Source organism: Mesorhizobium sp. M0663 (assembly GCF_040320585.1).
Lineage (GTDB): Bacteria > Pseudomonadota > Alphaproteobacteria > Rhizobiales > Rhizobiaceae > Mesorhizobium.
Map to the genome: position 1 here is coordinate 97,774 of NZ_JAMYPX010000010.1, position 17,742 is coordinate 115,515.

Consider the following 17,742-nt stretch of genomic DNA (forward strand, 5'->3'; position numbering starts at 1 on the left):
TTACCGGACCACCGAGTCAGATGCGCCGACCGGTTGCTGCGTCGAACAGATGCGCACATGCGCGGTCGATCTCGATCCGCACCCCTTCGCCTTGCTTGAGCGCAAGCCTTTCTCGGAAAAGGCAGGAAATTTCTTCACCGGAGCAGTCGACCCTGGCGAAGATTTCCGAGCCTGTCGCCTCGAGAAGCGTGATCGTGCCCGGCACGCCTTGCCCCGTCGCCCGGATATGTTCCGGGCGAATGCCGTAGACGAGTTCGCGTCCTGCGGCATCCGCCGGCTGGGCGCCTTCCGGCAACGGCAGGATCAACCCGCCGGCGCTGCGGAACACGCCCTCCTCGATGCGGCCGGCAATGAAGTTCATGGCGGGCGAGCCGATGAAACCGGCAACGAAGAGGTTGGCCGGATGGTCGTAGAGGTCCAGCGGCGCGCCGATCTGCTCGACCAGGCCGTCATGCAGCACGACGATCTTGTCGGCCATCGTCATGGCCTCGATCTGGTCGTGCGTGACATAGATCGTCGTGGTACCCAGCCGCTGGTGCAGGGCCTTGATCTCGCCGCGCATCTGGACGCGCAATTTGGCATCGAGGTTGGAGAGCGGCTCGTCGAACAGGAAGACCTCTGGGTCGCGTACGATCGCGCGGCCCATGGCGACGCGCTGGCGCTGGCCGCCCGAAAGCTGGCGCGGATAGCGGTCAAGCAGCTTTTCCAGGCCGAGGATGCCGGCTGCCTTCCGGACCCGGCCAGCGGTGTCGGCCGGATCGGCTCTCTTGATCTTGAGGGCAAAGCCCATATTGTCGGCCACAGTCATATGCGGATAGAGCGCATAATTCTGGAACACCATGGCGATGTTCCTGTCCCGTGCCCGCAGATTGTTGACCATACGCTCGCCGATGGCGATCTTCCCGCCGGAGATCGTCTCAAGGCCTGCGATCATGCGCAGCAGCGTCGATTTTCCGCATCCCGACGGGCCGACCAGGATGACGAACTCGCCGTCGGCGATATCGACGCTGACGTCGTGAATGATCTTGGTGGCCCCGAAGGCCTTCTGCACGTTGTTGATCGTTACCGATGCCATTGGATCTTTCCTGGAAAAGAGTGATGTCAGGGCGCCCCTCAGCCGCCCTTGACGGCGCCGGCGGTCAGCCCCGCGACGATCTGCCTTTGCGCGAACATGGTCAGGATCAGCACCGGCAACGTCACCACCAGCGCCGCCGCGGCGAGCGGCCCCCAGCTCACCTGCTCGTAGGACAGCATGTTGTAGACGGCGACCGGCAGTGTGCGCGTCTCACGGCTGGCGAGCACCACGCCGAAGACGAAATTGTTCCACGAGAAGATCACGGACAGGATGAACGCGACGACGATGCCCGGCTTGGCGATGGGCAGGGCAACCAGCCGGAAAACCTGCCAGGAGCTGGCGCCGTCGATGTTGGCCGCCTCTTCCAGTTCCATCGGCGTGGTCTCGAAATAGCCGATCATCACCCACACCACGATCGGCACCGTCACCACCAGATGGATGATGATCTGCGGCCACAGCGTGCCGAGTATCCCGATCCATTGGAACAGCAGAAACAGCGGGATGAGATAGGATAGCCCAGGCGTCATGCGGGCGATCATGATGACGACCGCCGATCGTTCAGCCTTGAGCCGTGCGATGCCATAGCCGGCCGGCACGCCGATCAGCAGCGCCAGCAAGGTCGCCGTGCCGGTCACCAGAACCGAATTCCAGAGATAGAGCAGGAAATTGTTCTCCTCGAACACCTTTACATAGTTCGACCAGGCGAAGCGTTCGGGGATCAGGATCGGCGGATAGGCACCGTTGTCGATCTCGAATTTCAGCGACAGCGAGATCATCCAGAGGAAGAACAGGATCGCCGGCGAGACGAAAACCAGGGCAGCGAAGAACAGACCGATCTGGTTGAGCAGCCGTGAACTCATCTATTTGCCCTCCGTATCGATCCACTGCGAGCGTTGGCGCAGCATCAGCAGGACAAACGACAGGGCCACGATGACAATGAAGAACACCACGGCCATGGCCGAGCCGTAGCCGATATCGTAGTAGGAGAAGGCGGTGTTGTAGAGATAGATGTTGATGGTCTCCGACGCCGTTCCCGGCCCGCCCTGGGTCATCGCGTAGATGATGTCGAAGCTCTTCAGCGCATCGATGGTGCGGATGATGACCGCGATCATCAGGAACGGCGCGATCATCGGCAGAGTGAGATAGCGGAATTGCTGCCAGGCATTGGCGCCGTCGATCTCGGCGCTTTCGAAGGGCTCGCGCGGCACCGAGGCCAGCCCGCCAAGCGCGATCAGCATGACCAGCGGCGTCCACTGCCAGGTCTCGACCGCAACCAGCGACGGGATGACCGTGTTGGCGTTGAATATCCATTCCTGAGCCGGGATGCCGACCAGCGACAGCAGGTAGTTGAGCACGCCAAGCTGAGGATGGAACATCATTGTCCAAACCAGTGCGACGGCAACGGGTGTCGCCATCATCGGCATGACGAAGACGCCGCGCAGCAAGCCGCGCAGCGGAAACCTGGCATCGAAGATCAGGGCGGCCAGAGTGCCCAGCAGCATCGGCGCTGCAACCGAGAGGAAGGTGTAGGTCAACGTATGAACAAGGGATTCCCAGAAACGTGGGTCGCTGGCCAGGCGGAGATAGTTTTCCATCCCGGCAAAGCTCCGCGACTGGCCGAGCGTCCAGCGATTGACGCTCATCCACAGGGTGAAAGCCCAGGGGAAAACGATGACGGCGCCGACGACGACGAGTGCGGGGACAACGAAAGGCCAGTAGTTGGGAGCCAGCCGGATCGTCTGGCTCCCGTCGATAACCGGCATCGTCACCCCGGTCTGTTCTGGGGTGGTGGCCGACATCAGCCCTGCTCACTCCTGTCGAGAACCGGCTGGAACTGTTCGGTGGCCTTCTTCAGCTCCGCGGCTGGATCGGCGCCGGCAATCATGTTGGTCAACGCCACGCCATAAATGTCGCGGAATTCCGTGACGGGGATGATGACCGGCAGTGCCAGCCGACTGATATTGCCCGAGCCGACCACGGCATCAAGCCAGCTTGCCGGCATGGTGACGCCTTCACGCACCTTGGGATCCTCCAGCACGGATTTGCGGAACGGAACGCCGGCCCCGGCCTGCAACAGCCGTGCACCCATGGTTGGCGATACCGCCCACTGGCAGAACAGATAGGCAGCCTCCTTCTTCTCGCTGGCGGCGGTAACGCCAATCCCGTCGCCGAAGGTGCCCGAGGCATGCGCCTTGGGACCCTTGGGCATCACGCCATAACCGACCTTGCCGACCACCCTCGATTTTTCCGGATTTTCCATCGGCGGGGCAAAACCCACGCCGTCGAGCCACATGCCGATCTTGCCCTGCAGGAAGGCCGACTGTGCTTCGGCCCAGTTGAACCCGGTAACGCCCGGAGGGGCGGACTTGGTCATCAATCTTTGATAGAGTGCGGCAGCCTCGATCGCCTCGGGAGCCTCGGTGCGCAGCTTGCCCTTGTCATCTAGCGGCGTCATGTCGTAGCCGAGCATCAGCGACGTCCACACCGGCGTGTTTGCGTTCTTGAGCCCGCGGGCGACGAAGCCGTATGTATTGGTCGAGGGGTCGGTCAGCGCTTCGGCGGCTGCCACCAGTTGTTCGAAGGTCTCTGGGTATTTGAGGCCCTTGGCCTCGAACAGCTCCTTGTTCCAATACAGGATCCAGTAGTCCACCGAGAACGGTAGCGAGCGCAGCACGCCCTGGCCGTCCTTGGCAAACAGCATGCCGGCTTCGGCGAAGTCGCTTTCGACCAGCGCCGGGTCGGTGAGCGACGGATCGGCGAGATAGCCGGCGATGTCGGCCAGCCAGCCACCCTTCTCGAACTGGCGCTTCTGCACGTGGTAGCTCAGATGCACGACGTCGAAGCTCGGCTTGCCCGAGCTCAACTCGATCACCGTCTTCTGGCGCTGCTGCTGCTCGGGCGTTGCCTCGGCATTGACCTTGATGCCGGTCAGTTCCTCGAACTCGGCGAGATATTTCAGGATGGTGTCGCTGCGCGGGCTTTTCACCAGATTGACGTCAAGCGTCGTCCCGGCAAAGCGTTTCCAGTCAACGCCTGCGGCAAAGCCGGGGCGAAGCCCCACAAGGCCGGCCGCGGTTAGCGCCGCGGTTCCGGCAAGGAGTTGCCTCCTGGTTGGGTTGAACAGATTGGACGACATTTCTTCCTCCCGGTTGCTGTCGTTGTGGATGCGCCGCGAACCGCGGCGCGGCTATATTTCCTCAGATCTGGAGCGCCAGCCGGCGCGCATTGTCGATATGCAGACTGATCGCTTCAACCGCTTTTTGCGGATTGCGGCTCTCCATGGCTTCGATGACTGCCAAATGTTCGCGCATCACCGGCACCACACGACCGTCGATGCGGAAACGCTCCTGGTGGATCAGCCGGATTTTCACCGAGTTGACCAGATAGGCCTTGGCGATAATCTCGTTGCCGAGCGCATTGATGAAGGTGTCGTGCATCGCCCAGTCGATGTTCTGAGCCTTGGCTTCCATTTCCGGCGTCGGCGCCTGCCCGAGAGCTTGAGCCAGCATCTCTTCATGTTCGCGCCGCATGCGGGCAAGTTCGGCATCAGAAGCGCTGGTCGTGAATAGCGCCACTGCCTCGCGTTCCATGAACAACCGAAACTGAAACGCCTCGCGGATCAGATTGATATCGATATGCGCGATCTGCATGCCGCGCTGCGGGATGGTGGTCAGCAGTCCCTCGGCCTCGAGACGCGGGACGATCTCGCGAATGGCACCCAGCGGCAGCCCGGTGAAAGCGACCAGTTCGCGCTGTGACACGAACTGCCCCGGCCGCAGATCGCGGGCCAGCAAATGCCGCGTGAAGCTGGCATAGGCCTTCTCCCGGAGAGTGATCGGTTCGCTGCCGTCTTCCACTTCAGCTCGCTTCCTTGTCGGTCGGCCCGGCCTTGTCGGTCAGGCCGCCTCTGTCGCAAACAGCCTGTCGTAGGCAGCGGCAAGCTGCCGCTGTCCCTGTGGATCGATCGCCTCTAGGGGCGGGCGGACCGCCAGCCAGCGCTCGTCGCCGGTCTTGCGCGCGACCATGACCTTCACCGCCGGCGTGACCGGGTATTTGAGCAATTCGAGCACGAAGTCTTCGACGCGTGGGTCGTCGCCCCCGTTTTCGACCATTGCCCGGATTTCGCCGGTAACAAAATTAGCCATGCCGGAAATCGCGCCCTGTCCGCCGCGGCGGACGCTTCTCGCCAGATGCCGTTCGTCGCCGATGAGGATCACCAGATCGCCGTGCGCCTCAAGCAGCGCCTCACTGTAGCTCCAGTCCCCGCCGGAATCCTTCACCCCGGCCACCACAGCGGGAAAAGCGGCGCGCAGCCGGCCGATCAGCCCAAGCGGGAGCGGCACCATGGTGACTGAGGGGATGTTATAGAGCAGCACGTCGCGCGCCAGCGGACCGAGTGCGGCGAAGACGGCGGAAAACCATCCGAACAGCCCGTCCTCGCCGACATTCTTGAAGTAGCTCGGCGGAGCGAGCAGAATGTTGCGAACGCCGCGCTGCAAAGCGTGCCGGGCCTGATCGGCGGCATCTTCGGCTGCATCGACCAGCACTCCGGCGACGAGCTGATGTGGCGGAATACCGGCCGCCAGCATGGCCTCGGTGACGATCCGTCGCTCGTCGGTGCCGACCGAGGCTCCTTCGCCGGTGGTGCCGAACAGCGTCGCGCTGCTGCAGCCGGCGCCAAGGCAGGCTCGGGCATGCGCGATCATCGGCGCGAGCGCTATCTGCCCCGACGGGTCGAAGGGTGTGGTCAGGGCAACCGAAAGACCAAAGCGGGAAGCCAATGCGATCTCCGTTGAAATCAATGTGGGCGTAGCGTTAACACGCTAACATGTCAGATGTAAACGGGTGATCTTGCCAACTCGGCATCGCCGAACGGCGCTGCCGCGGCAGCGCCATCGCCGATCATTTTCCGCCACTCGAACATCACATATGCAGCTGTCCCCGAGCCTCTGCGGGATTGGCTGGACGAGGCAGCCTAAGCTCGATCAAGTGGCGACGAGGTGGCCGTCGCCAACATCTTCGAGCTTGAGTTTCCGGGGCTCGTCACCGATGCGCCGCACAGCGCTTGGAATTTCGCTGTCCAAACGGGCGAACCTGGCGCGGCGCCGGCCTGGATCGGGAACCGGAACGGCTTCGATCAGCCGCTTTGTGTAAGGATGGCGCGGGTTGGAGAAGATCTGGTCGCGGGTGCCCATCTCGACGATCTGCCCCAGATACATTACCGCCACGCGATCGGAGATGTTCTCGATCACCGCCATGTCGTGCGAGATGAAGAGATATGCGACGCCGAATTCGCGCTGCAGCTCCTTCAGCAATCTTAACACGCGCGCCTGCACCGACACGTCGAGAGCAGAGACGCTCTCGTCGGCAATGATCAGCTTTGGTCGCAGCGCCAGCGCCCGTGCAATGCAGATTCGCTGGCGCTGCCCGCCGGAGAATTCGTGGGGATAGCGCTCCATCTGGTCAGCGGAGAGGCCGACGCGTTCGAACAGAGCGGCGATCTGTGCATGCCGTTGCTCTCTGTCGCCGAGGCCGTGGATCAGCAGAGGCTCGGCGACGAGATCGCCGACCCGCATGCGCGGGTCGAGGGACGCGAAGGGATCCTGAAAGATCATCTGCACATTGCGGCGGACAGCCTTGCGCTCCTTGCGGCTGAGCGCCGACAGGTCGTGGCCGCCGATTGAAATGCTGCCGGTGAAGGGCACCAGTCCGGCGATCGCCTTGGCCGTCGTCGACTTGCCGCAGCCCGATTCGCCGACCAGCGACAGGGTTTCGTGCGGCGCGATCGAGAAACTCACGCCTTCGATCGCGTGCACCCTGCGGTCAACGCGGCCGAAGAAGCCGCCGTGCAGGTCGAAGCGGACGTGAAGATCGCTGACAGATACAAGCTCGGCCGGCATGTTGGCGGCATCTTGTCGGTCTTCGGCCGTCCGTCCGCCGCCGATACGCGGCACGGCGGCCAGAAGCTCGCGTGTATAGTCGGCCTGCGGGCGATTGAAGATGTCAGCCGCCCTGCCCTGCTCGACCATCCGGCCGTCGCGCATGATGATGACGCGGTCCGCCATCTCGGCGACGACGCCCATGTCGTGCGTGATCAGGATAACACTGGTGCCGTGCTCGCGCTGCAGGTCGCGCAGCAGCTCCAGCACCTCGCCCTGAACCGTGACATCGAGGGCAGTCGTCGGCTCATCGGCGATCAGCACGTCCGGGTTCAGGGCCAGAGCCATGGCAATCATCACGCGCTGGCGCATGCCGCCTGAGAGTTCGTGCGGATAGTGCTCGAGCCGCCGTTCGGCATCCGGAATTCGGACTGCCTTCAGCGCCTCGAGCGCCCTCAGCCGCGAGTTGGAGCGCGACATCGAGGTGTGTGCCTCGATCGCCTCCGTGAGCTGACGGCCGACGGACAGAACCGGATTGAGCGATGTCATCGGTTCCTGAAAGATCATGGCAATACGGTCGCCGCGGATGCGGCGCATACCGCTCTCGCTGAGAGCCGCGAGATCCTGATTGCCGAGCCGGATGGAGCCTGATCCGATGCGTGCCGCCGGCTGCGGCAGCAAGCCCATGATGGCCAGCGCCGTCATCGACTTGCCGGAACCGGACTCGCCGGCGATGCAAAGCGTTTCGCCGCGCATCAGGCCGAATGTCAGGTCGGAAACGACGTCGCGCTCGCCCTCCTCGCCGCGCACGGCGACGCTCAGACCTGAGACGCTGAGTACCGGCCTGACAGAGCCACTCTCCGCGGCGGCCTGCCCGGATCGTTTGATGTCCTCCACCTTCATTCAAAGACGCAGCGGGGGAAGTAGAACGAAACCACCCAGTTGGGCATGTCGACGATCTCGCTGATGCGCAGGTCACCGCAAACCGAGACGAGCATATAGGCATCTACCGGATCCATGCCGTAGCGGCCGGAGAGCAGGTCGATCATCTGGGAAACGGCGCTCCTGGCGCCGTGCATCAGATCCGGCCCGATACCGGTTGTCACCTCATAGCCCTTGGCGTCGAGATGCCGCGACACCGGACCGGGCGTTGTGAAACGCGGCGTCCGCAGCCGGGCATCCTTGACCAGATCGAGCGTCAGCACGGCGTTCATGGGGCTCTCGATCGCCGTGCCGCAGACCTCGCCGTCACCCTGCGCGGCGTGCGTGTCGCCGACCGAGAACAACGCGCCCGCGACCTCCACGGGCAGGTAGAGAACCGTGCCGGCGGCGAGATCGCGGATGTCCAGATTGCCGCCCACGCGCCGCGGCGGGACCACCGAATGCAGACCCGGCTCAGCCGGGGCACTGCCGATGGTGCCGGCGAAGGGCTTGAGCGGCACCCGGCCGCTCTTGCCGAACAGCGCCGGTTCGAGCGAGGCGGCGTCGTACTTCCAGATATTCAGTGCCGGTTGAGTGAAGTCATCCGCCAGCAGACCGAATCCCGGGATATTCGCCGTCCAGCCGAAGCCGGACGGCTTGAACGCCTCGATGGTGATTTTCAGGGCATCGCCCGGCTCTGCCCCTTCGACATAGATTGGCCCAGTGACCGGGTTCACCTTGGCAAAGTCGAGCAAAGCAACGTCGTCGACGGTGCTCTCCATCGTCAGCTGCCCGCCGGACGAGTCCAGGCACTGGAACTCGATCGTCGACCCTGGCGCCACCCGTTCGGTCGGGACAAAGGAATTGTCCCAGCCGAAATGATGGTGGCGCCCGTGGATGGTGTAGTCGCAGTTATTGCACATCGGTCACATACACATTGTCGTAGTTGATCGGGATGTGGACCGGGTCGACGTAGAGGTTGTCGGCACCACCCATGCGGGTTGATTTCATGGTGAAACGCTGCTCGTTGAAGACCGGTGCCCAAGGCGCGTCTTCCATGATCTTGCCGTAGATCTCGCTCCACATCTTGGCGCGTTCGCCAGCCTTGGCCGGGTCGACGATTGAGTCGGCTTCGGCCGCCTTGGCGTCGAGCTCCTTGTTGCAATACCACGACCAGTTCCAGCCGCCCGGGACGGCACCAGCGCAGCCGAGGATCGGGCCGTAGAAGTTCGACGGATCGGGGAAGTCGGCGATCCAGGCCATGCCGCCGGACCAGATCATCGGCGCACCGGCCTTGTCGCCGCCGGCGGCGATGACGTTGGCCTGCGCGAGCGACTGGATGCTGGCCTTGATGCCGACCGCCGCCAGATCCTGCTGAATGGCCTGCGCGATGCGCGGGTTGGGATCGGTGTTCATGGCAAACAGCTGCGTGTCAAATCCGTCGGGATGCCCGGCCTCGGCAAGCAAGGCCTTGGCCTTGGCCAGGTCATAGGGATAGCCCTTGAATGCCTTGTCATAGCCGGGCATCGACGGCGGCAACGGCTGATTGGCCGGCACCGCACGGTTGTTGATCAGCTGGACGATGCGGTCCTTGTTGATCGCCATGTTGACCGCCTGCCGCACCTTCACGTTGTCGAAGGGCGCCATGGTGGTATTCATGGTGATATAGCCGGTGTGCAACTGGCCGCCCTCGACGACACGGGCCTTCTGCTCGGGATCGGCCATCACCTCCTGGAATTTCGCCGGCGGAATGCCGTCGCCGGGAACGTCGATCTCGCCTTTCTGGAGCCGCAGCAGCGCCACGATCGGCTCCTGGCCGATCTCAAAGGTGATCTTGTCGAGATGCGGCAGACCCTTGTGCCAGTAATCCGGGTTGCGCTCGAAGACCACGCGCTGGCCGAGCGTCCATTCGGCGAGCTTGAAGGCGCCGGTTCCGACCGGATGTTTGCCGAAGTCCGCGCCGTATTTTTCGACTTCTTCCTTCGGCACGACATGCGAGAAGTTGATCGCCATGACATGCAGGAAGGTGGCGTCGGGCCGGGTCAGCTCGAACTTGATCGTGTAGGGATCGACGACGGTTATGCCCGCCAGGCTTTCCGCCTTGCCGGCAGCGACGTTGTCATAGCCTTTGATCGAGCCGAAGAAGCCGGCACCCGGGCTCTGTGTCTTTGGATTGGTGACCCGGTCGAGCGAATATTTCACGTCGTCGGCGGTCATCTCGCGGCCATTGTGGAACTTCACGCCGTGGCGCAGCTTGAAGGTGAAGGTCTTGCCGTCGGGCGCAATCTCGTAGCTCTCGGCAAGGTCGGGCCGCAGGTTGGTGGTGCCCGGCTCGTAGTCCATCAGCCCGTCGAACAGGCTCTTGATCATCGACCAGTTCTGCCAGTCATAGCCGATGGCCGGATCGAGCGTGGCGACGTCGTCCTTGTAGGTGATGGTGATCGCGCCGCCCTGCTTGGCATTCGGATCGACGGCGTCTTCGGCACGTACGCTTGTCATGCCAAGCACCAGCGCAAGCGCCGATGCCGCCACGGTCGATATCAGATATTTTCTCATGTCATGTTCCCTTTCTCTGGTTTTCTTGGTTTTCATCTGAGCTTGATGCGTGGATCGATGAACGGTGCGACAGTGTCGGCCAGGAGATTGCCGAGCACGATGGCAAAGGCCGAAACCAGGGTGACCCCCATGATGATCGGAATATCGATGCGCTGAATGGCCTGCCAGGCTAGCTGGCCGATGCCTGGCCAGCCGAACACGCTTTCGACAACCACGATGCCGCCCATGAAGATGCCGATGTCGATGCCGATCATGGCGATGACCGGCAGGATGGCGTTGGGCAGCGCGTGCCGGAAGATAATGGCGCTGCGTGTAAGACCCTTGGCACGCGCGGTACGCACGTAATCCTGGCGCAGCACGTCGATCATCGACGAGCGCATCATGCGGGCGTACCAGCCGGCACCGAGAATTCCCATGGTCAGCGATGGCAGCACCAGATGACGCCAGGTGCCGTAACCGCCGATCGGGAACCAGCCGAGCCGCACCGCGAACACATAAAGCAGCAGCAGGCCGACGACGAATTGCGGCGCCGAGACGCCGACGAAGGAGGCGACCATCAGCGACTGGTCGGTGGCGGTGCCACGCTTGACGGCGGCGATGAGGCCCATCGTCAGCCCGATCACGACTTCGCAGGCAATTGCGCCGAGCATCAGCAGCAGGCTTGCCGGCAGCCGCGAGACGATAAGCTCCGTGACCTCCGAGCGCTGGATGTAGGAGCGCCCCAGATCGCCGCTGAGCAGACTGATCAGATAGTGCCAATACTGGACGACGAAGGGCTGATCGAGGCCGAGCTGCCGGCGGATGTTTTCGACCGTCTCGGGCGTGGCGCTGCGGCCGGCGATCTGGCGGACGGGATCGGCGGGCAGCAGATAGAGCAACGCAAAGGTGATCAGGGAGACGCCGAGCAAGATGAGCACGGACTGGACAACGCGGCGGCCGAGATAGGCGATCATGCCCGCCCCCTTTGCGTCGGATCGAGGATGTCGCGCAGCGCATCGCCGACCAGGTTAAAGGCTAGCGCCAGCGCCAGGATCGCCGCACCCGGAAAGAAAATCAGCCAGGGCGCTGCCTGAAAATAGGTTTGGTTTTCGAAGATGATGTTGCCCCAGGAAGCAGTCGGCGGTTGCACGCCGATGCCGAGATAGCTGAGCGTCGCTTCAAGAAGCACCGTCGTCGAGATGCCGAGCGTGCCCCAGACGATGATCGTCGGCAAAAGGTGCGGCAGGATATGACGAAACAGGATGCGCGGGGCGCTTGCGCCGATGGTGCGCTCGGCATCGATGAACTCGCGCTCGGAGAGCGAACTTGTCTCGGTGTAGATGACGCGGGCGGTCTGCACCCAGTTCACCAATGCGATCACCATGGCGACGATCCATAGGCTCGGCTGGAGCACCGCCGCCAGGCAGATGGCGAGCAGCAGCGCCGGGAAGGCCATCATCAAATCGGTGAAACGCATAAGCGCGCTGCCGATCCAGCCGCGGAAATAGCCGGCCGTGATGCCGACCAACGTGCCGATCAGAAGCGCCACGCCATTGGCGACGATGCCGATGATCAGCGACGTGCGCGCGCCGAAAAGGAGACGGGTCAGCAGGTCGCGGCCAAGCAGGTCGGTGCCCAGCCAGAATTGGGCCCCCGGCGGCAGTGGCGCGCCTTCAAGCGTGAGCCCGTCGAACATCTGCTCGTTTGGATCGTAGCCTGTCAGCCACGGTGCAAGAATGGCGCCGGCCAAGACAACGGCAATAATCCCGAGGCCGAGCAAAGCGAGAGGCCGTTTTAGCAGACGTCGCCAGACGCCGGCGCGAGGCTTGGCTGGCATACGCCCGGCGGCCGAAAGCTCAGGCGCGATCGGATTGGTCATCGTCGCCTTCTTCTTGTGTCATCGCCACGATCCTGCGCGCGGCTTCCTCGACACTGATTTGCCAGCTCATCGCCAGCGAGCGGAGCTGCGCATAGGCACGGCCGTCCTCGGCGCCCTTCGACAAGACCTCCACCGCGCGTACGATGGTCTGGCGCTCCGCGACCCGCTGACGAAGCGAGGCAATCTCGCTGGCCAGAAGCTTGCGCGCCTCGAAACTCTGCCTTGCGATCAAAAGCGCGCTATAGACGCCGGCATTGCCGACCGGTTTCAGCAACTGCGCATCGGCCTTGTGCGACAATGCCCATTCGACGCGCCCCGGCGCCTCGGAGCCGATCAGTGCTATCAGCGGCATCGGTGCCTCGCCCGGCTTCCACGGAAATTGCTCGTCAAAGCCGAGATCGACGTCGAAGAAGACGAAGTCCGCCGCCAAGGCTTCGGCCGGCAGTTCCGGCCAGAAGCCAATCGCCTCAAGGCCGATGGCCGACAATTGCCTTGTGATCGCCTGCACGGTCGGATGTGGACGATGCAGGACAAAAGCCCTGGCGCCTCCAAGGTTCGGGATACGCGCCATCTTGCTCACGACACCACCCGCAGGCGTGGCCGCCCGAACGTCTCCGTCCGGTCATAGCGGGAAAGGTAGGGATCGGGTGCCACGCCCTTCGTCAGCGTGACCGTTTTGAACGATGTTCCATCGATACGTCCGATTAGCACCGGCAAGGTAGCATGCTGGGTTTGCGGGTCGATGGCGATGTCGCCCAGTGGCGTTCGAAATGATGTTTCGGTAAAGAACTTGGGAAGGTCCGTCCATTGTGCACCGGGGTTGCGGGTGAGGATCTCGGCGAGCATGCGCACCGAGGCATAAGCCGCCGCCTCGAAGGATGAGGCCGGCATGACGGACGGCACTGGAGCCGCACCGCGATCCGCCCCCGAGATGTCGTGAAAATAGGGCCCAACGGAAAGGTGGCCATCGCCTGCCCCGTTGAGTGCCGGCAATTCGCATTCCGTGAGATTGCAGGACAGGATCGGGCAACGCTCCGGCCTGAAATGCGGGTCGCGCCGGCCAAGCTCCGCATAGGCAGCGATGAAGGCATAAGAAGAAGGGCCGATGAGATTGTTCAGAATGAAATCAGGTCTCGTCGCCTGTATCTCCGCGATCAGCCGCGCAACATCGACCTCGCCGAGCGGCAGATAACGTTCGCCCAGCACCTTGCCGCCAGCGTCCGCAATCAGGTCGCGCGCCACGCGGTTGGTCTCCCAACCCCAGATGTAGTTGGAACCGAGCAGGAAGCCGTCGGCGCCGAAACGAGGCACGACATAGGCAAGCAGCGGTACGAGATGCTGATTGGGGCAGGCGTGTGTGTAGACGACATGCTCGTTGGCTTCGAAGCCCTCGTACGGGCAGGCGTACCACAGCGTGCTGCCTGCCCTCTCCAGGATTGGAATGACCTCCTTGCGGCTCCACGAGGTGACGCAGCCAACGATGTGACGCGCGCCGCTGTTGGCGAGGATGTCCGCGCAGCCGCTTGCATAGCGATCGATGTTGCCCTGCGGGTCGCGCTCGATCGGGATGAATTCGAATGGGATAGCGGGATCGGCGTTGACGTCGGCGATGGCGTTCATCGCACCCGCACGGCAGGATTCGGACACCAGCCGGTAGTTGCCGGACCGCGAATAGAGAATGCCGATCTCGATATGCCGTTTCAAGCAATGCCTCAAAATGACAATGCCCCGCAGCCACCGCCGCCAGGCGAGAGCATACGAGGCATTCTTGCCGCCCGGCGGTCAGAGCCGGTATTTGTCCTCACCGTATTACGCCCGCGCTCCCAGTCAAGAGCCGCCACGCGAAACTTTGGCCAGCCGAAACGGTTCGGCGCGGAGCACGCAACTCATGCCGCTGGTCGTGTAGAGTCCGCCAGGAACCAAAATTGCTGATGTCCAGGTATGGGGCCGGACAAACCCGGTTCGCTACCATTCAAAGCAACGACTTTAATATCGGTTTACCTGAATCTGCTAGCAGCAATGACGCCGGTTTTTCGTCGGTCAAGCAAAGGGTTCCACCTTGCCGCAGCAATTCAGCACTCCGTTCGGTCACCGGGGCGATCGCAACTGGCCGAGGTTGCACGGCTTCATGGGCGTCGAGTTGGAACGCGCGCCCGATGTTCTCGTGCCTCGCGTCGCCTTGGCCCGGAAGCTCGGTGGATGGGACTTTGGTGGCGGGAGCCGGGCTTGAGCGTCATTCGCGCCTTGCAAGGCGCCGACCTCCCGGCAGTTGCGAACATGTTTCAGCGCGTGCTGTTGAAGGAGAGGACCGAAGCGCCGGCCTCTCTCGTGGAATACATGAAACGGTTTTATCTGGATGCGCCCGGTTGCGCAGACAACCTCCGGTCGCTTGTCCATGTCAACGACGCCGGTCGCGTCTCCGGATTTGTCGGCGTCCACGTCCTGCCGATGACGTTCAACGGCCGACAACTACGCGCGGCCATCTGTAGCTCGCTCATGGTCGAGGACCATGAGCACGACCCGCTGGCCGGCGCCCGCTTGCTGAAAGCTTACCTGGATGGTCCGCAGGACATCTCCTTCAGCGAGACGGCCAACGATATTTCCGTGAAATTGTGGACCCGGCTGCGCGGCGTGGTCCTGCCGCAATACAGCCTTGACTGGGTCCGCGTGATGCGCCCCGCGGCCTTCATGCTCAGCCTTTCCGCCAATCGCATGGCGCTTGCGCGAATGCTCAGTCCGCTGGCGCGTACAGTCGACCGATTTTACTGCAGAAGGATGACGTCCAGCGAACGACGTTGGTCGGGTGTGGCGGTGGACGGGGCAGGCCACGGAGCATTTCGTACATCCGAAATCGACAGCCACGCATTTGCCAAGCTCATCGAACCGTTTACCGCTCAATTCGGCCTGCGCCCGGAATGGACGGGAGACCAACTCGACCACATCCTGACCGATGCCGCACAAAAGCCGGATCTGGGCGAGCTTGTGTACGTTTGCGTGACATCGCCAGTCGGCACCAATGTCGGCGCTTTCGCCTATTACGCACGAAAGTATGAAATTGGTCGCGTGCTGCAGATCTTCGCCCTCCCCGGCCAGGCGGGCCCGGTGATTGACTGCCTGATCGATCACGCCGCCGCGCGCGGCGTCAGCGGCCTGCGCGGACGTATTCAACCTGCACTTCTGGAGGCGATGCTTGGACGACGCATTGCTTTCCTGACCGTTGCCTCAACGGTGGTACATTCACGTGATCCAGAGCTGTTGGGCGCCATGAAGAACTCGCAAGTCTTCCTGAATGGGCTTGCGGGCGAGCAGTGGAGCCGGCTGATCGGTAGCCGCTTCAGCTGAGGCGGGATGCTTTCAAGTTGAACCGAGCATCCCGCTCTATCTATTTATTTTAGGCGCGTTTCCACTTGGCTGCAAAATGCTTGGGTCAAAACCCAATCACTCTGAACGACCGAGTTCGACCCTTTGCCGTCATCCAGTTGGGAGCGTCGCATGACGCGATCTGACCCTTGTCCGACATTCGGGCTCTCATGCAGCAAGGTACACAGACCCGAAAAGCTGTCTTTCAGGGGCGGCGGCAATGGCATCAACCTGCGACCTGCTGTAAGCTTGGAAAGCGGGTAACAATCCGCGAAGGATTGGGGGATGGAACGTCATCTCGCAGCCGTCCTGATTGCCGATGTCGTCGGCTATGGCCGCTTGAGCCAGATCGACGACGAGGGTACGCGTGCGCTTTTCCGAACCGACCTGAACGAAGTATTCGAGCCAAGGATCGCTGCGCACCATGGTCGACTGGTGAAAACCATGGGAGATGGGATGCTGGTGGAGTTCCACAGTGTGGTCGACGCCCTACGCTGCGCCGTCGAAATCCAGCAACAGAAGGCGGAGGTGAACGTTCTCACGCAGCCAGAACGGCGGCTTGATTTCCGCATCGGCATCAATCTGGGCGATGTTATCGTTGAGGGTGACGACATCCACGGCGATGCGGTGAACATCGCCGATCGGCTGCAAGGGCTGGCGGAACCTGGAGGAATCGCGATTTCCGCCACCGCCTGCGACCATGTGAGGGGAAAGGTGCCGATCGGCTTTGCCTCACTCGGCGTGCAGAAAATGAAAAGTATCGCCGAACCGGTTCGCGTGTACCGTGTCTTGATCGACCCCGCTACTGCGGGCAAGATCGTCGGTGCCAAACCAGGCCTTTCTTCCGGCGACGACAGTAAGCCGCCGGTAATTGCGGTTTTGCCGTTCGAAAACCTGAGCGCCGACGACGGCTGGACGCGGCTGGCAGACGGCCTGTCGGCCGACATGATCGGCGACCTAGCGCGCTATCCCGACCTTGCGGTCATTTCGCGCCAGACCATGCAGTCCTATCGGGGACGGGCGAGCGACACACGCTCGGTTGGACGGGAACTGAACGCCGATTACCTGCTGGAAGGTACCCTCCAGGCGATCGGGCGGCGTGTCCGCGTCGCGGTGCAGCTGGTCGACACCCGGACCGGAGCCAACCTCTGGTCGGCGCGGTTCGACGAGTCGACCGATGATTTTTTTCTCATGCAGGACAGCATCACACAGAACGTCATCAATGCCCTGGCAGGCACTTTCGGCAAGCTCGCCAATCTCGGGCGCGAGGTGGCTCGGCGGAAGCCTCCCTCGAGCCTGGGTGCTTACGACTGCTATCTACTCGGGGTGGAACTGCACGACAGATTCACGACCGATGCGAGGGCAGAAGCCATGCGCATGCTGTCCCGCGCCGTGGAACTCGACCCCGGCTTCGCGCGGGCCTGGATGACGTTGGGATTGGCACATGCGGTCGATGCCTTCAATGCCTTCACGCCAGATTCAGCCGCTTCGGTCGAGCGCTGGCGAGAATGCGTGGAAAAGGCTCTGGCGCTCGACCCTGCCGATCCGATGACGCGCCTTTACATGGGCGCTCTCCGCGCCATTGACGGCGATATCAGCGGGGCCGCAGAGGAATACGACCGGGCGCTGGCCCTGGCACCCAATGACGCCGATGTGCTGTCGATGCTTGCCTCAAGCCGAGCTCTCGTGTGTGGAAATCCGGAAGAAGGCTGTGCTCTTGCCGAACGGGCGCTTCGCCTCAATCCGCAGGCTCCGAGTTGGTACTCCGCGCAGCTCGCCCGGGCGCGGTTCGTCGCCGGTCGCTATGCCGACAGTCTGTCGTCGCTGCGCCAAAGTCCGCCGGATATTCCCGTCACTCTGATGTTCCGTGCCCTGTGTCACGCGCTGCTCGAAGAGCCGGCGCAGGCGCAGTCGATCGCCAGGCGGATTGCCGTCGAGTTTCCAAGGTTCACCGTCGAGAACTTCATCCGAACCTATCCCGTCACCAATCCTCTGGCCCTCGCTGCGATTAAGGAAGGGGCTCGTCGCGCAGGTATAGCGTAGAGCCGAAAACGGTGCCTAGCTGAGGAGGGGGACCCGCTTCCTGGATATGC

15 protein-coding genes are annotated in these 17,742 nt (G+C 62.6%); 2 read left to right on the forward strand and 13 right to left on the reverse strand.

What is annotated here, in order from left to right:
* Window positions 1–16: 16 nt before the first annotated feature.
* The 13 genes from NKI54_RS19015 to NKI54_RS19075 form a co-directional block, all read right to left on the reverse strand.
* Entirely contained in the window at window positions 17–1,075 is a 1,059-nt protein-coding gene (locus NKI54_RS19015) for an ABC transporter ATP-binding protein (protein ID WP_352455777.1), read from the reverse strand.
* A 38-nt stretch (window positions 1,076–1,113) separates the two neighbouring features.
* Entirely contained in the window at window positions 1,114–1,935 is an 822-nt protein-coding gene (locus tag NKI54_RS19020; RefSeq protein WP_023674179.1) for a carbohydrate ABC transporter permease, read from the reverse strand.
* Window positions 1,936–2,838 (reverse strand): carbohydrate ABC transporter permease, encoded by a 903-nt coding sequence (locus NKI54_RS19025; protein WP_352692200.1) that lies wholly within the window; start codon window positions 2,836–2,838, stop codon window positions 1,936–1,938. It abuts the gene before it with no gap.
* A gap of 35 nt (window positions 2,839–2,873) precedes the next feature.
* Window positions 2,874–4,211, reverse strand: a complete 1,338-nt coding sequence (locus tag NKI54_RS19030; RefSeq protein ID WP_023674177.1) for an extracellular solute-binding protein — start codon at window positions 4,209–4,211, stop codon at window positions 2,874–2,876.
* Between the two features lie 61 nt (window positions 4,212–4,272).
* Window positions 4,273–4,932, reverse strand: a complete 660-nt coding sequence (locus tag NKI54_RS19035; RefSeq protein ID WP_023674176.1) for a GntR family transcriptional regulator — start codon at window positions 4,930–4,932, stop codon at window positions 4,273–4,275.
* Window positions 4,933–4,971: 39 nt separating this feature from the next.
* On the reverse strand, window positions 4,972–5,856 hold the full coding sequence (locus tag NKI54_RS19040; RefSeq protein ID WP_031211068.1) for a dihydrodipicolinate synthase family protein: 885 nt from the start codon (window positions 5,854–5,856) through the stop codon (window positions 4,972–4,974).
* A 204-nt stretch (window positions 5,857–6,060) separates the two neighbouring features.
* Window positions 6,061–7,857 carry an ABC transporter ATP-binding protein gene (locus NKI54_RS19045; RefSeq protein WP_352692172.1) on the reverse strand — a complete coding sequence of 599 codons (1,797 nt, stop codon included), beginning with the start codon at window positions 7,855–7,857 and terminating at the stop codon, window positions 6,061–6,063.
* On the reverse strand, window positions 7,854–8,798 hold the full coding sequence (locus NKI54_RS19050; RefSeq protein WP_352692173.1) for an acetamidase/formamidase family protein: 945 nt from the start codon (window positions 8,796–8,798) through the stop codon (window positions 7,854–7,856). The genes NKI54_RS19045 and NKI54_RS19050 overlap by 4 nt, the downstream gene beginning before the upstream one ends.
* Window positions 8,788–10,431 carry an ABC transporter substrate-binding protein gene (locus NKI54_RS19055; protein ID WP_352692174.1) on the reverse strand — a complete coding sequence of 548 codons (1,644 nt, stop codon included), beginning with the start codon at window positions 10,429–10,431 and terminating at the stop codon, window positions 8,788–8,790. The genes NKI54_RS19050 and NKI54_RS19055 overlap by 11 nt, the downstream gene beginning before the upstream one ends.
* 32 nt (window positions 10,432–10,463) lie before the next feature.
* Window positions 10,464–11,384 carry an ABC transporter permease gene (locus NKI54_RS19060; protein ID WP_352592449.1) on the reverse strand — a complete coding sequence of 307 codons (921 nt, stop codon included), beginning with the start codon at window positions 11,382–11,384 and terminating at the stop codon, window positions 10,464–10,466.
* Complete coding sequence (locus NKI54_RS19065; protein ID WP_352692201.1) at window positions 11,381–12,247, reverse strand: ABC transporter permease; 867 nt, start codon at window positions 12,245–12,247, stop codon at window positions 11,381–11,383. The genes NKI54_RS19060 and NKI54_RS19065 overlap by 4 nt, the downstream gene beginning before the upstream one ends.
* Before the next feature lie 19 nt (window positions 12,248–12,266).
* Window positions 12,267–12,869: an ANTAR domain-containing response regulator gene (locus tag NKI54_RS19070; RefSeq protein ID WP_352455770.1), complete on the reverse strand. Its 603-nt coding sequence runs from the start codon at window positions 12,867–12,869 to the stop codon at window positions 12,267–12,269.
* Window positions 12,866–13,993 (reverse strand): transporter substrate-binding protein, encoded by a 1,128-nt coding sequence (locus NKI54_RS19075; RefSeq protein WP_352692175.1) that lies wholly within the window; start codon window positions 13,991–13,993, stop codon window positions 12,866–12,868. The genes NKI54_RS19070 and NKI54_RS19075 overlap by 4 nt, the downstream gene beginning before the upstream one ends.
* 522 nt (window positions 13,994–14,515) lie before the next feature.
* Here NKI54_RS19075 and NKI54_RS19080 point away from each other — a divergent pair.
* A complete protein-coding gene (locus NKI54_RS19080; RefSeq protein ID WP_352692176.1) occupies window positions 14,516–15,631 on the forward strand; it encodes a hypothetical protein in 1,116 nt (371 codons plus the stop codon).
* 303 nt (window positions 15,632–15,934) lie between these two features.
* On the forward strand, window positions 15,935–17,692 hold the full coding sequence (locus tag NKI54_RS19085) for an adenylate/guanylate cyclase domain-containing protein (protein ID WP_352692177.1): 1,758 nt from the start codon (window positions 15,935–15,937) through the stop codon (window positions 17,690–17,692).
* The last annotated feature ends 50 nt before the right edge of the window (window positions 17,693–17,742 follow it).

Coding starts and splice junctions, on each gene's coding strand:
- NKI54_RS19020 (WP_023674179.1), bottom strand. CDS start 1,935: ATGAGTTCACGGCTGCTCAACCAGATCGGTCTGTTCTTCGCTGCCCTG.
- NKI54_RS19045 (WP_352692172.1), bottom strand. CDS start 7,857: ATGAAGGTGGAGGACATCAAACGATCCGGGCAGGCCGCCGCGGAGAGT.
- NKI54_RS19030 (WP_023674177.1), bottom strand. CDS start 4,211: ATGTCGTCCAATCTGTTCAACCCAACCAGGAGGCAACTCCTTGCCGGA.
- NKI54_RS19055 (WP_352692174.1), bottom strand. CDS start 10,431: ATGAGAAAATATCTGATATCGACCGTGGCGGCATCGGCGCTTGCGCTG.
- NKI54_RS19060 (WP_352592449.1), bottom strand. CDS start 11,384: ATGATCGCCTATCTCGGCCGCCGCGTTGTCCAGTCCGTGCTCATCTTG.
- NKI54_RS19025 (WP_352692200.1), bottom strand. CDS start 2,838: ATGCCGGTTATCGACGGGAGCCAGACGATCCGGCTGGCTCCCAACTAC.
- NKI54_RS19050 (WP_352692173.1), bottom strand. CDS start 8,798: ATGTGCAATAACTGCGACTACACCATCCACGGGCGCCACCATCATTTC.
- NKI54_RS19015 (WP_352455777.1), bottom strand. CDS start 1,075: ATGGCATCGGTAACGATCAACAACGTGCAGAAGGCCTTCGGGGCCACC.
- NKI54_RS19065 (WP_352692201.1), bottom strand. CDS start 12,247: ATGCCAGCCAAGCCTCGCGCCGGCGTCTGGCGACGTCTGCTAAAACGG.
- NKI54_RS19085 (WP_352692177.1), top strand. CDS start 15,935: ATGGAACGTCATCTCGCAGCCGTCCTGATTGCCGATGTCGTCGGCTAT.